The organism is Pantoea sp. UBA5035 (genome assembly GCF_002415245.1).
Classification (GTDB): Bacteria; Pseudomonadota; Gammaproteobacteria; order Enterobacterales; family Enterobacteriaceae; genus Pantoea; species Pantoea septica.
Genome location: NZ_DICD01000027.1, coordinates 514653 through 526608, shown reverse-complemented (window position 1 = coordinate 526608; position 11956 = coordinate 514653). Strand labels below are relative to the sequence as shown.

Sequence of the window (11956 nt, the reverse complement as noted above, 5' to 3'; positions counted from 1 at the left end):
CGGCGACCGGCGTCGGCTGATGCAGCCAGAAAGCAGCGGCGCCGGCAACGGCCAGCGCCGCCGGCGCAAGATACAGGAGGCGGAAGGCGCGGCGCTGTGAGGCCGGCGCGACCGCGGGCGGGGCTGCTGATGCAACCGCGATCGGCTCGACGACCTGAGGAGCTTCGGCAACGGGTTCCGGCAGCGGCTCAGGCTCAGCGATCATCGGCACCATCGCCGGCTGCGGCTCGACGACAGTCAATTCCGGCAGCAGCGGCGGCAGCGACGCCTCCAGCGTATCGCGCAGGCAGGCGAGCGCGTCGTCGCGCGTGCGCGCCTGCGCGTCGACAAAGCCCCAGAAGGTGATCACCGGCTTGCCGTCCACCAGGTAGACATACTGCTGATCGGGAAACTGCAGCGCTTTGCCCAGCAGCGCGCCGAACAGGCGCATCGCCGGATTGTCCGCCTCGCGCGCGCGGGCGCTGAGATCCTGCATCTCCTGCTGCGTCGCCGTCAGCTGTTCCAGCGCCAGACGGCGCTCGTAATCGCTGGCGCCCAGCCAGGATTTTACCTTGCCGCTGAACGGCGCGTACCAGTCGAGGCGGTCGCCGCGCGCATTGGGCTGAGGAATAGCCAGGCAGTTTGCCAGCACGGTCTGACGGCGCAGCCGCAGCGTTTCACGAATTTGCAGGGCGGATGCGTAGACCGGCTGGCCGTTTTCACCCAGCGCCAGCACCGCGTCAAGATTGCCGCTGCGCAGAAAAGTTTTTGCCACCTGTTGGGCCCTTATCGGTCGAAGTGTGAGGCAGAAAATCGTGTGATATCGGCGATTGGAGTGATTTTACGCGGAGCAACGGCAAATCAAACGCCGGAAAAAACGGTGATTAAGGGCGTTTTTCGCGCGCTGCGATAAAAAATGCGCAGCGCGCCCAGCAGGTTAAGCGCCGCGACGCGTCAGCACGGCATGCGCCGCAAGGCCGCCAGCCAGCCCCCAGAACGCGGCGCCGATGCCGAACAGCGAAAGGCCGGAGGCGGTAATCAGAAAGGTGATGGCGGCGGTGTCGCGCGTATTCGGCTCCGCCAGCGCGCGCGTCAGGCTGCCGCTGAAGGTGGACAGCAGCGCCAGGCCGGCGAGGGTGGCGATCAGCGGCGACGGCAGCGCCACGAACAGCGCGGCGATAAGCGCGCCCGAGAACCCGGCCAGCAGATAAAAAAGACCGGCCAGCGCGGCGGCCATCCAGCAGCGGCGCGGGTCGGGATCGACCTCGTCGCCCATGCAGATGGCAGCGGTGATGGCGGCGATGCACACGGAAAAGCCGCCGAACGGCGACAGCAGCAGGGCGACCAGCCCGGTCCAGCTCATCAGCGCGGAGACCGGCGGCTGATAGCCGTGCGCCTGCAGCGTGGCGACGCCGGGCGCGTTTTGCGACGCCATGGTGACGAGGAAAAAGGGCAGGCCGACGCCGAGCAGCGCGGTCAGGCTAAAGTGCGGCATGATGCCCTGCGGCAGCGCGAAGCTCGCCATCTGCGCCGGAAAATGGATCGCGTGCCGGGCGAACGCCATCGTGACGCCCACCGCCAGGGTGGCCAGAATGGCGTAGCGCGCAAGCCAGCGTCGCGCCAGCAGCCAGGCGAGCAGCATCGCGCCGCACAGCGCAACGTCGCTCTGCAAGCCGGTAAAGGCCTCCAGCCCGAAGCGCAGCAGGATCCCGGCGAGCATGGCGGAGGCCAGCGCGGGCGGAATAACCTTCATCAGGCGCGCGAACAGGCCGGTGACGCCGCTCAGCACAATCAGCGCGTTGGCAAAGATAAACACCCCGATCGCCTCATTGATGGAGAGCCCGTGCAGGCTGGTGGCCAGCAGCGCCGCGCCGGGCGTCGACCAGGCGCAGAGGATCGGCATGCGCGTCCAGAGCGAGAGGCCCAGCGAACAGAGGCCCATCGCGATGCCCAGCATCGACAGCCAGCCGCCGATCTGCGTCGGCGAAGCGCCAGCGGCCTGCGCGGCCTGAAAAATAATGGCTGCTGAACTGCTGTAGCCGACCAGTACCGCGACGAAACCCGACACCAGCATGGGAAAGGAAAAGGCGGATCGCGCCGTTATGCTCTGCATAAAACCTCCACTGTGCGTTATAACGCACATGGTAACAGTGTGCGCTATAGCGCTCAAGTGCTACACTGCCGCCATGATTTCAGGAGAACCTCATGGAAAATCTGCATCAGCATCTTAGCGAGGCGCTGAAACAGCTGCGTCAGGCCAACGGCTGGAGCCTGACGCTGGCGGCGGAACGCACCGGCGTCAGCAAAGCGATGCTCGGCCAGATCGAGCGCGGCGAGTCCAGCCCGACGGTGGCAACGCTGTGGAAAATTGCCACCGGTTTTAATGTTCCTTTCTCGTTTTTCATTCAGGGCAATGGCCTGCAGAGCGGCGATAGCGCGCGCTTCAGCCAGCCCAACGCGCAGATGACGGTGCGGCCGCTGCTGCCTTATGACGCGCGGCTGCGCTTCGATCTGCTGGCGGTCGAGCTGGCGGCGGGCGCGCAGAGCGACTCCTCGCCGCACGAGCAAGGCTGCGTCGAGCAGGTGGTGGTGATTGAGGGCGAACTGCTGCTCGGCACGGGTGGCGTCTGGCGTCGGCTGCAAACGGGCGAAGCGCTGCAGTTCGCCGCCGACGTGGCTCACAGCTACCGCAATCCGCTCGCCACGCCGCTGCGCTTTCACAGCCTGATCCACTACCTGCAGCGTCCCGACCTTACAAATTGATACGAAGGCAAACTACACAGTTTACCTTCGTATATCTATACTGGCGCTAACGTAAGGAGAAAGGCGATGAGCGAACTCACTGAAGCCGCCGCAGCGCTGCGTATGCTGACGGGCAAGCTAAGCCGTCGGCTGCGCGAATCCGCGCCGCCGGGCGATCTCACCTGGTCGCAGGTGTCGGTGCTGGGTTACCTGGTACGCGACGGCGCGATGACCATCACCGAGCTGGCTGCTGCGGAAGGGGTGCGCACCCAGTCGATGGGCGCGACCGTCGCCAGCCTGCTGGCGGCGGGCATGGTGCAGGGCGAAGCGGATCCGAACGACGGCCGCAAAACCCGCTACTCGCCGACGCCGGCCGCCTGCGCGCTGATCGCCGCCAACCGCGCGATGCGCGACGACTGGCTGGTGCGCGCCATCGACACCCGACTCAGCGCCGACGAGCGCCAGCTGCTCATCGCCGCGATCCCCTTACTGCAACGACTCGCCGACAACGCATCCTGAGAGGACTTTCCATGGCTCTGACTACCCTTGATACCCACACCGCACTGATTATCATCGACCTGCAGCACGGCATCGTTCGCCTGCCGGTGGTGCATGAGCCGCAGCCGGTGATTGACCGCTGCGCGCAGCTTGCCGCCGGTTTCCGCGCCCGCCAGCTGCCGGTGGTGCTGGTCAATGTCGCCGGCGGCGCGCCGGGCCGTAACGAACAGGGCAGCCACAGCGGCGAACTGCCGGCCGACTGGGCGACGCTGGTGCCGGAGATGACGCCGCAGCCGGGCGATATCACCGTCACCAAGAAAACCTGGGGCGCCTTTCACCAGACCAGTCTGCATGCCGACCTGCAGGCGCGCGGCATCACCCAGGTGGTGATCTGCGGCATCGCCACCAGCATCGGCGTCGAATCCACCGCGCGTCAGGCGTATGAATTAGGTTACAACGTCACCTTAGCCACCGACGCCATGACCGATCTCAATCTCGACACTCATAACAACAGCGTTAAGCTGATCTTCCCGCGCCTTGGCGAAACCGGCACCAGCGCCGAGGTGCTGGCGCAGGTCGACGCGCGCTAATATGGCGACGGCGCAGGCGGGCCTGACGCGCTGGGCCGGGCTGATCCTCAGCTCGGTGGCGGTGCTGGAGTGGCTGCATATTCCGGCCGCGCTGCTGCTTGGCCCGATGTTCGCCGCCATCGGCTTTGCCGCCTCCGGCCGCGCGCTGAAAATCGCGCGGCCGCTGTTTAACGGCGCGCAGGCGACGGTGGGCGCGATGATCGCTGCGGCGATCCCCGCCTCGATATTTCATGAAATCGCGGATGACTGGCCGCTGTTTGTGCTGTGCGTCGGCTCGGTAATCGTCGCCAGCCTGGCGCTCGGCGGCCTGCTGGCGCGCTTCCGCGTGCTGCCGGGCTCGACCGCCATCTGGGGCTCGTCGCCCGGCGCGGCGACCGCCATGACCCTGATGGCGGAGAGTTTCGGCGCCGACGTGCGCCTCGTCGCCTTTATGCAGTATCTGCGCGTAATGATGGTGGCGCTGGTCGCTACCCTGGTGACGCGCCTCTGGACCCACGAGGGCAGCGCGCCCGCCGCCTCGCCGGCGCTCGATCTCTTCGCGCCTTTCGCGCCGACCGCCTTTCTCTTGACGCTGCTGACCATCGCCGCTGGCCTGCTGGCGGCGCGTCTGCTGCGCATTCCCGCCGGTCCGATGCTGATGACGCTGATTGTCGCCTCGCTGGCGCAGGATATCGGTGGCGTCGATATCACGCTGCCGAAGTGGCTGCTGGCGCTGGCATACGCCTTCGTCGGCTGGGGCATCGGCCTGCGCTTCAGCGCCGATATTCTGCGCTACGCGGCGCACGCCTTGCCGCGCGTGCTGCTGTCGGTGCTGACGCTAATCGCTATCTGCGGGCTGTTCGCTTTTCTGCTGGTGAAGTTTGCCGGTATCGATCCGCTGACCGCCTATCTGGCAACCAGCCCGGGCGGCGCCGATTCGGTGGCGATTATCGCCGCGTCGAGCAATGTCGATATGCCGTTTGTGATGGCGATGCAGACCGGGCGCTTTATTGTAGTGATGTTCACCGGCCCGATTTTGTCGCGCTGGATCGCCAACTGGATGGCGCGGCGCGCGTCCTAAAAAAAGCCCCGGCGTCTGGCCGGGGCGATAGGGCTTACTGAAAGGCGTAGCTCAGCGTCAGCCCGACGCTGTAATTGCGCCCCGGCGCCGGTTCGAAGTAGCGTCCGTTGCCTTCGTTAACGATCACCGAGCCGACGTAGTTGCGGTCGAAGAGGTTATCGACGCGGCCGAAGAGATCGAGCGTCCAGTTCTGCACCAGCCATTTGTAGCCGCTGTTAAGCGCCGCGACGGTATAGGCGGGCGCCTTCACGTCGTTTTCGTCATCGGCGGCGATATCGCTCATGTAGCGCATCTCCGCGCCCGCATAAAAACCCTGTTCCGGCGCGTACGCAAGAGAGGCGTAAAGCATATTGCGCGCAATGCCGGGAATACGGTTGCCGTCGCAGCTCGCGTCGCCGCAGGCGTTGCTGCGATAGCGCGCGTCGAGCAGCGTCCAGGCCGCCTTCGCGCGCCAGTCGGCGGCGAACTGCTGATCCACGCCCAGCTCCAGGCCGCGCCGGCGGGTTTGCCCGGCGTTTTTGTAGGTGGTGCGGCCGCCGAGGCTGGTATCGGTGACGATTTCGTTTTGGGTGTCGGTCTGGAACAGCGCGGCGGTGATCAGGCCGTTGCCGATGCGCTTTTTGGTACCCAGCTCGACCGTGTCGCTGGTCGCCGGTTTCAGGCCGGTATTCAGACCGGTTTCGCCGTCGGCGCGATAGGAGAGTTCGTTAATGGTCGGGGTTTCAAAGCCGCGGCCCGCCGAGAGATAGGCGTTCCAGCTGCTGTCGATCGCGTACTTCAGCGAGGCGGCGGGCAGCCATTTGTGGTAGCGCGCGTCGCCGCTGTCGTCGCCGTTGACGGCGGTAATGTAGTTGTCGTTGGAGTCGAAATTAACCGTGCTGTAGCGCAGCCCGGCGTCCAGCGACCATTTGTCGGTAAGCTGCCAGGCGGTCTGCAGGTAGGGATCCAGGTTCCACATCAGGTTGCGTTCGTTGCGGCGAATGTTGCCCTTGACGCCGAGGTCGTCGCCGCTGAAGTTTTCGAAACCCTTGCGGCGCTCGGTCATGGTTTCATAGTCGAGGCCGCCGGTCAGCGTCACCGGCACGCTGAACAGGCTGTCGCGGTGGGTCCAGCGCGTGTCGATGCCCTGATAGTGGCGCGTCAGATCGATCACGCCGCCGGGATGTTTCGGGCTGAGCTGCACGTTTTTCGGGATCGACTGATACTGGGTGGTTTCGCGGATGCCAGCGTACATCATCACGCTGAGATCGTCGTTTTCGCCCATCTGGCGCTGATAGTGCAGGCCGCCCTGGGTCTGATCGACCGTTTTACGCGTGTTGTAGAGGGTGACGTTGCTCACCACCTGGCGCGGGTTGGCGCGCCACTGATCCGGCGTCAGGCCGCCGGGATCCTGCGCCTCGATATGCACGCTGTTAAACAGCAGCGTCAGGGTGCTGACGTCGTCGATGCGCACCCCCAGCTTCGCGTTGCCGAGGTTCTTTTGCGCCTCGCTGTGGTCGCGGTAGCCGTGCGTGGTAAAGCGCGAGGCGGAAACGGTGTAGTTGACGTCGCCCGCCTGGGTGCCGTCACCGGTCGCGCCGCTCGCCTTGACGCTGTTGCGCCAGCTGCCGTAGCTGCCGTACCAGCTGCCCGCTTCCAGCGTCGTCGGCTGCTGGCCGGTCTGGGTGTCGACGTTAATCACGCCGCCCGAGGCGTTGCCGTAGAGTGCGGAAAAGGGGCCGCGCAGCACCTCGATATGGTCGATGGAGCCGATATCGATATTGGAGGTTTGTCCCTGACCGTCGGGCATGGTGGCGGGAATGCCGTCGACGTAGAGGCGCAGTCCGCGCACGCCATAGGTGGAACGCGAACCAAACCCGCGCACCGAGAGCTGCAGATCCTGCGCGTAATTTTGCCGGTTCTGGATTTGCAGGCCCGGCACGCTGCCGAGATTTTCCGACAGATTGACGCGCGGCGCGGCCTGGCGCATATCCTCGCCGCTCACCACGCTGACCGCGGCGGGCGTATCGAGTTCGGAGAGACCGGTTTGCGCCGGCGCGGCGCTGACCACCATGGTCGCGCTGCCGGTATCATCAGCCGCCAGCAGGGGCAGCGGCAGCATAGCAGGCAGCAGCACGCTGACCTGTCGCAGTGATGCAATTTTCATGAATGAAAGACCGTCATTAAGAGATGAAATGAACCAAATGGAACATTGTGCGCGTATGTTACGGCTTTTTACGATTATTTGAAAAGCGTAAATAATAAGGTCGTTTTATGCGAAATTCAGCGTCGAAAAATGTTTTTCCCGACTGGATTTTTCGTGACTTTCCCTTCAGTGTTAAATGCTTAGTTTACGGACAACCCGAGGAGTCAGTATGAGTCAACAACCCGCCGTCGCCGTATTAGGCTTAGGTGCCATGGGGCACGCGTTTGCCGCCAATCTGCTGAAAAAGGGCTTTACCGTTTATGGCTGGAACCGCACGCGGGCGCGCGGCGAAGATCTGATCGCCTCCGGCCTGACGTTGAGCGACAGCCCGGAAGAGGCGGTGCGCGACGCTGACGTAGTTATCGCCATGCTCTCTGACGGCGACACCACGGAAAACACGCTGCATCAGGTGAAGGAGGCGCTGAAGCAGGGCGCGACCCTCGCGCAGATGGGCACCATCGGCGTCGAGAAAACCGACGCCCTGATCGGCTGGTTCGCCAGCGAGCGCCCGGACGTGGTGTTTATTGACGCGCCGGTTTCCGGTACCAAAGCGCCGGCCGAGAATGCGCAGATTCTGGTGATGGCCAGCGGCGATCGGACGCGCGCGCAGGCAGCGGAAACGGTCTTCGCTGCGATTGGCAAAGGCACCCAGTGGCTGGGCGAGGCGGGCAAATCGTCGCGCATGAAGCTGGTGGTCAACAGCTGGCTGATCGGCCTGATGCAGAGCCTGGCGGAGAGCACGCGCCTGGCAGAGGAGTTTGGCTTTACGACCGACGATTTCTGGAAAGTGCTGGACGGCGGCCCGCTGGCGGCGCCTTACGCCAAAGTGAAGCTCGCAATGATCGCCAGTGAAGATTTCACGCCGCAGATGAGCCTGGTGTGGGCGCTGAAAGACGCGAAGCTGGCGTTAGAGGCGAAGGGTGACGCCAGGCTGCCCGCGCTGGAGCAGATCGCCGAACTCTGGCAGCAGGCGGTTGACGCCGGCTACGGCGAGCAAGATCTGGCGTCGATCCATCGCTATCTGAAGGAATAATCGTGACGGCGCGGCTGTCGTTCGATTTCACCTCTCGTCCGCTGGTCTCTTACGCCCATGACTATGCGCACGGCGACAGCGAACCCTGGCATCATCACAGCTGCGCGCAGCTCATTCATACGCTGAGCGGCGTGGTGCGCGTCGATACCGCGCAGGGCAGCTGGATCGTTCCGCCGGGTCGCGGCGTCTGGCTGCCCGCCTACACCCGCCATGCGCTGCAGATTACCGGTCCCGTCGCCGCGCGCACCTTATTCGTCGATCCGCTGGCGCGCGCCGATCTGCCCGCCAGCTGTCAGGTGGTGCCGGTATCGCCGCTGTTGCGCGAGCTGATCGTCAGCGCGCTGCCCTTGCCGGAGGTTTACGCGCCCGGCAGCCGCAGCGAGCATATCTATGAGTTGATTCTGGATGAGCTGCGCGGCCTGGACGTGCTGCCGTTCAATCTGCCGGAGCCGCAGAGCGCGCGGCTGCAAAAGCTCTGTCGCGCCATCCAGCAGGCGCCGGGGGAGCGCTGGACGCTGGAGGAGGGGGCGCGGCGGCTAAACCTCTCCAGCCGCACCCTTGCGCGCCACTTTCAGCGGGAGACCGGGCTGCATTTCAGCGACTGGGTGCGTCGCGCGCGCCTGGTCATCGCCCTGACCCGACTGGCGCAGGGCGAGTCGGTGCTGGCCGTGGCGCTCGATCTCGGCTATGACAGCCCCAGCGCCTTCAGCGCGATGTTTCGTCGCCTGCTGGGGGTTGCGCCTGCCGCCTATTTTCCTCAGGCAGAAAGGCCGTCGCCGCGTTAAGCAGCGCCTGTAGAGAGGCGCGGGCGATATCGCTGTCGATGCTGACGCCCCAGGCGCGCTCGCCTTGGCTATTCAGGCAGCAGACGTAGGCGACCGAACGGCTGTCGCTGCGTTTGCCCAGCGTATGCTCGTGGTAATCCGCAATCGTCAGCTCCAGCCCCAGCGCGCGACGCAGCGCATCCACCGCCGCCGACAGCAAGCCGTTACCGCTGCCGCGCAGGCGACGACTGCCGCCGTTTATCCCGAGGTTCGCCTCAAGCCGGGTCATATCGCCGTCGCTTCGGCTTTCCGCCTCCAGCAGCGTCAGCGTCGCCTGCTCGACGCCGTAGTGCAGGCAGAAGCAGCGCCAGATGGCGCGCTGCGTCATCTCCTTGCCGTGGAGGTCCGTCTCTTGCTGCACCCGCTGGCTGAAATCCTGCATCAGCGCGCGCGGTAGCGTCAGTCCATGATTTTGCTCCAGTAGCCAGGCGGCGCCGCTCTTGCCCGACTGGCTGTTGACGCGGATCACCGCCTCATAGCTGCAGCCGATATCGGCCGGATCGATCGTCAGGTAAGGCATCTGCCAGATCGTATCCTGCCGCTGCTGACGCAGGGCGAAGCCTTTGCGGATCGCATCCTGATGCGAGCCGGAAAAGGCGGTGAACACCAGCTCGCCCGCATAAGGATGGCGCGGATGCACCGGCAGCTGGTTGCAGCGCGTCACCACCTCCGTCACCTTATTGATATCGCCGAAGTCAAGATGAGGCGCGATCCCCTGGCTGTAGAGATTCAGCGCCAGCGTGACGATGTCGACGTTGCCGGTGCGCTCACCGTTGCCGAACAGGCAGCCTTCAACGCGATCCGCGCCCGCCAGCAGCGCCAGCTCCGCGCAGGCGGTGCCGGTGCCGCGATCGTTATGGGGGTGCACGCTGATACAAACGGCATCGCGGCGGCTAAAGTGACGGCAAAAATATTCAATCTGATCGGCATAAACGTTTGGGGTATTGACCTCCACGGTCGCGGGTAGATTGACGATCATCGGACGGGCGGCGCAGGGCTGCCAGATATCCGCTACCGCCTCGCAGATCGTCAGCGCGAATTCCGGTTCGGTAAAACAGAAGGTTTCCGGGGAGTATTCAAACGTCCAGTGCGTTTCAGGCCGGGCGTCGCAGCCGTCGCGGATCTGACGCGCGCCCGCGCACGCCAGCGTGACGATCTCCGCCTGGCTCTGGCCAAACACCCGTTCGCGAAACAGCGGCGCAGTGGCGTTATAGAGATGCAAAATAGCGCGCGGCGCGTCCTGCAGCGCCTCGAAGGTGCGGGCGATAAGCGCTTCGCGCGCCTGCGTCAGCACCTGAATAGTGACCGCTTCGGGGATGCGGCGCTGTTCAATCAGATCGCGCACAAATTGAAAATCGGTTTGCGATGCGGCGGGAAAGGCGACCTCTATTTCTTTAAAGCCGCACGCCAGCAGCAGATCCCAAAACGCCAGCTTGCGTTCTGCGTCCATCAGTTCCGCCAGCGCCTGATTACCGTCGCGCAGGTCGGTGGAAAGCCAGCGCGGCGCCTTTGTCAGCTGGCGATCTGGCCACTGGCGATCGGGCAGGGCGATAACGGGAAAAGCACGGTACTTCTCTGTGGGTTGCGTCAGCATAAAGCCTCCTTGTGGTGTCAGCGCAGTCTGCCGTGTCGCGCCGCGTCGCCGCGCGCGCAAAAATGACAACCGGTAACGCAAAAGCGACAGCCTTATGCGCCCGCTGGCTAACCTCATGCGGAATCGGCATCGGCGTTTCTCAACGTCCGGTTTATGCTGGTTTTTTTGCGCCAGGAGAAAACAGGATGAAATACCAGGTTCTTTATATCGCGCTTGCGCTGGCCAGCGCCTCCTCCGCGCAGGCCGTCACGCTGCGCATCGCCGATCAGAAAGGCAATATGCGCGCCGAGATGACGGCGGCCCATCAGCTCGACAAGTTAAGCTACGCTATCGAGTGGGCGGAGTTTCCCGCCGCCGCGCCGCTGGCGGAGGCGCTTAATGCGGGCGCGGTGGACGCGGGCATTATCGGCGACGCGCCGCTGCTCTTTTCGCTGGCCGCCGGCTCGCAGGTGAAAGCGGTGGCGGTCAGCAAATCGGTGCCTGCTGGACTGGCGGTGCTGGTGCGGCCCGATTCCCCCATCAAAACCGCCGCCGACCTGAAAGGGAAAAGCATTGCCACCGGACGCGGCTCTATCGGCCATTTTCAGGCGCTGAAAACCCTGGAGCAGGCGGGGCTGAGCGACAAAGATGTCAGCTGGCGCTTTCTGCAGCCTGCCGACGCGCGTATCGCTCTGTCTAACGGCGCGGTAGACGCCTGGGCGACATGGGATCCCTATACCGCGCTGGCGGAAGTGACCCAGAGCGGCCGCATACTGGTCAACGGCGTCGGGCTCTCGACCGGCAATAGCTTCCTGGCCGCCACCGACGCCGCCATCAACGACCGCGAAAAGCGCGCCGCGCTGCAGGACTACGTCAACCGGCTGGCGGCGGCGGATCGCTGGGCTAACAGCCACGTCGCCGACTACGCGCAGACGCTGGCGAAAATTATCGGTTTCCCGGCCGCCGCGGCAGAAAAGTCGTTCTCGCGCCGCCAGTCGCACTGGCAGAGCATTGACGACCAGACGGTGCGGCAGCAGCAGGAGACCGCCGACTTTTACCAGAAATATGGCCTGATCCAGAAAACCCTGGATGTGAAGCCGACCTTTTATCGCGGCCTGACGGTGGCGCAGGGCGGTTAAATCAGGATGCGGTTGCGCGTCCGCGCAAAACAGCGTAGAAAACTGTACAAGGAATGTTCGCGGCGCCTGACGTATACTCAAGAGGGCGCAACCGCACAGGTTACCGCACCGTTAAGGCGAGGAGGACAAATGAACAGGCTAAAAAGGTTAATGGGCAAGTGGTTCGCCGAGCCGGATAAGTTTATGCGCGGCTTAACCAATGAAGATCTGCGCTACACCGATCAAGACAAGCTGATTCTCGACGTTAACGGCAACGCCCGTCTGAATATGAATAACCCTGACGTGGGCAGAGCGATGCGCGCCCGTATGGAAGAGCTGGCGCAAGAACGCTAA

At 64.1% G+C, this 11956-nt stretch carries 12 protein-coding genes; 8 read left to right on the top strand and 4 right to left on the bottom strand.

The annotated features are described in order from the left end of the window. Both B3229_RS19295 and B3229_RS19290 read right to left on the bottom strand, forming a co-directional pair. Nucleotides 1–754: SrfA family protein (locus tag B3229_RS19295; protein WP_286873504.1), on the bottom strand; the 754-nt coding region annotated here is incomplete at its 3' end. A gap of 162 nt (nucleotides 755–916) precedes the next feature. Next, nucleotides 917–2092, bottom strand: a complete 1176-nt coding sequence (locus B3229_RS19290; protein ID WP_286873501.1) for a benzoate/H(+) symporter BenE family transporter — start codon at nucleotides 2090–2092, stop codon at nucleotides 917–919. Between the two features lie 92 nt (nucleotides 2093–2184). Here B3229_RS19290 and B3229_RS19285 point away from each other — a divergent pair, with 92 nt between their 5' ends. The 4 genes from B3229_RS19285 to B3229_RS19270 all read left to right on the top strand — a co-directional run bounded on the left by B3229_RS19285 (nucleotide 2185) and on the right by B3229_RS19270 (nucleotide 4869). Continuing rightward, a complete protein-coding gene (locus B3229_RS19285) occupies nucleotides 2185–2742 on the top strand; it encodes a helix-turn-helix domain-containing protein (RefSeq protein ID WP_033747303.1) in 558 nt (185 codons plus the stop codon). 66 nt (nucleotides 2743–2808) lie between these two features. Continuing rightward, on the top strand, nucleotides 2809–3240 hold the full coding sequence (locus B3229_RS19280; protein WP_286873496.1) for a MarR family winged helix-turn-helix transcriptional regulator: 432 nt from the start codon (nucleotides 2809–2811) through the stop codon (nucleotides 3238–3240). Between the two features lie 11 nt (nucleotides 3241–3251). Then, nucleotides 3252–3809, top strand: a complete 558-nt coding sequence (locus tag B3229_RS19275; RefSeq protein WP_286873494.1) for an isochorismatase family protein — start codon at nucleotides 3252–3254, stop codon at nucleotides 3807–3809. Between the two features lies 1 nt (nucleotide 3810). Further along, nucleotides 3811–4869 (top strand): AbrB family transcriptional regulator, encoded by a 1059-nt coding sequence (locus B3229_RS19270; protein WP_286873491.1) that lies wholly within the window; start codon nucleotides 3811–3813, stop codon nucleotides 4867–4869. Nucleotides 4870–4903: 34 nt separating this feature from the next. Here B3229_RS19270 and pqqU read toward each other — a convergent pair whose 3' ends face one another. Further along, entirely contained in the window at nucleotides 4904–7015 is a 2112-nt protein-coding gene (gene pqqU, locus B3229_RS19265) for a TonB-dependent receptor PqqU (RefSeq protein ID WP_286873488.1), read from the bottom strand. Nucleotides 7016–7223: 208 nt separating this feature from the next. Here pqqU and B3229_RS19260 point away from each other — a divergent pair, with 208 nt between their 5' ends. Beyond that, the gene (locus B3229_RS19260) at nucleotides 7224–8087 is read left to right on the top strand and encodes an NAD(P)-dependent oxidoreductase (protein WP_286873485.1); all 864 of its coding nucleotides are present in this window, start codon (nucleotides 7224–7226) and stop codon (nucleotides 8085–8087) included. Between the two features lie 2 nt (nucleotides 8088–8089). After that, complete coding sequence (locus tag B3229_RS19255; RefSeq protein WP_286873483.1) at nucleotides 8090–8872, top strand: AraC family transcriptional regulator; 783 nt, start codon at nucleotides 8090–8092, stop codon at nucleotides 8870–8872. Here B3229_RS19255 and leuA read toward each other — a convergent pair. Beyond that, nucleotides 8793–10505, bottom strand: coding sequence for a 2-isopropylmalate synthase (gene leuA / locus B3229_RS19250; protein ID WP_286873481.1), 1713 nt, complete (start codon nucleotides 10503–10505; stop codon nucleotides 8793–8795). The genes B3229_RS19255 and leuA overlap by 80 nt on opposite strands. A gap of 185 nt (nucleotides 10506–10690) precedes the next feature. Here leuA and B3229_RS19245 point away from each other — a divergent pair, with 185 nt between their 5' ends. Next, complete coding sequence (locus tag B3229_RS19245; protein WP_286873479.1) at nucleotides 10691–11623, top strand: ABC transporter substrate-binding protein; 933 nt, start codon at nucleotides 10691–10693, stop codon at nucleotides 11621–11623. Between the two features lie 129 nt (nucleotides 11624–11752). Continuing rightward, complete coding sequence (locus tag B3229_RS19240; protein ID WP_286873478.1) at nucleotides 11753–11956, top strand: hypothetical protein; 204 nt, start codon at nucleotides 11753–11755, stop codon at nucleotides 11954–11956.

Excerpts from the sequence above, each read along its gene's own strand:
- B3229_RS19270 (WP_286873491.1), top strand. The coding sequence starts at position 3,811 with ATGGCGACGGCGCAGGCGGGCCTGACGCGCTGGGCCGGGCTGATCCTC.
- B3229_RS19290 (WP_286873501.1), bottom strand. The coding sequence starts at position 2,092 with ATGCAGAGCATAACGGCGCGATCCGCCTTTTCCTTTCCCATGCTGGTG.
- B3229_RS19245 (WP_286873479.1), top strand. The coding sequence starts at position 10,691 with ATGAAATACCAGGTTCTTTATATCGCGCTTGCGCTGGCCAGCGCCTCC.
- pqqU (WP_286873488.1), bottom strand. The coding sequence starts at position 7,015 with ATGAAAATTGCATCACTGCGACAGGTCAGCGTGCTGCTGCCTGCTATG.
- B3229_RS19285 (WP_033747303.1), top strand. The coding sequence starts at position 2,185 with ATGGAAAATCTGCATCAGCATCTTAGCGAGGCGCTGAAACAGCTGCGT.
- B3229_RS19275 (WP_286873494.1), top strand. The coding sequence starts at position 3,252 with ATGGCTCTGACTACCCTTGATACCCACACCGCACTGATTATCATCGAC.
- B3229_RS19260 (WP_286873485.1), top strand. The coding sequence starts at position 7,224 with ATGAGTCAACAACCCGCCGTCGCCGTATTAGGCTTAGGTGCCATGGGG.
- B3229_RS19240 (WP_286873478.1), top strand. The coding sequence starts at position 11,753 with ATGAACAGGCTAAAAAGGTTAATGGGCAAGTGGTTCGCCGAGCCGGAT.
- B3229_RS19280 (WP_286873496.1), top strand. The coding sequence starts at position 2,809 with ATGAGCGAACTCACTGAAGCCGCCGCAGCGCTGCGTATGCTGACGGGC.
- leuA (WP_286873481.1), bottom strand. The coding sequence starts at position 10,505 with ATGCTGACGCAACCCACAGAGAAGTACCGTGCTTTTCCCGTTATCGCC.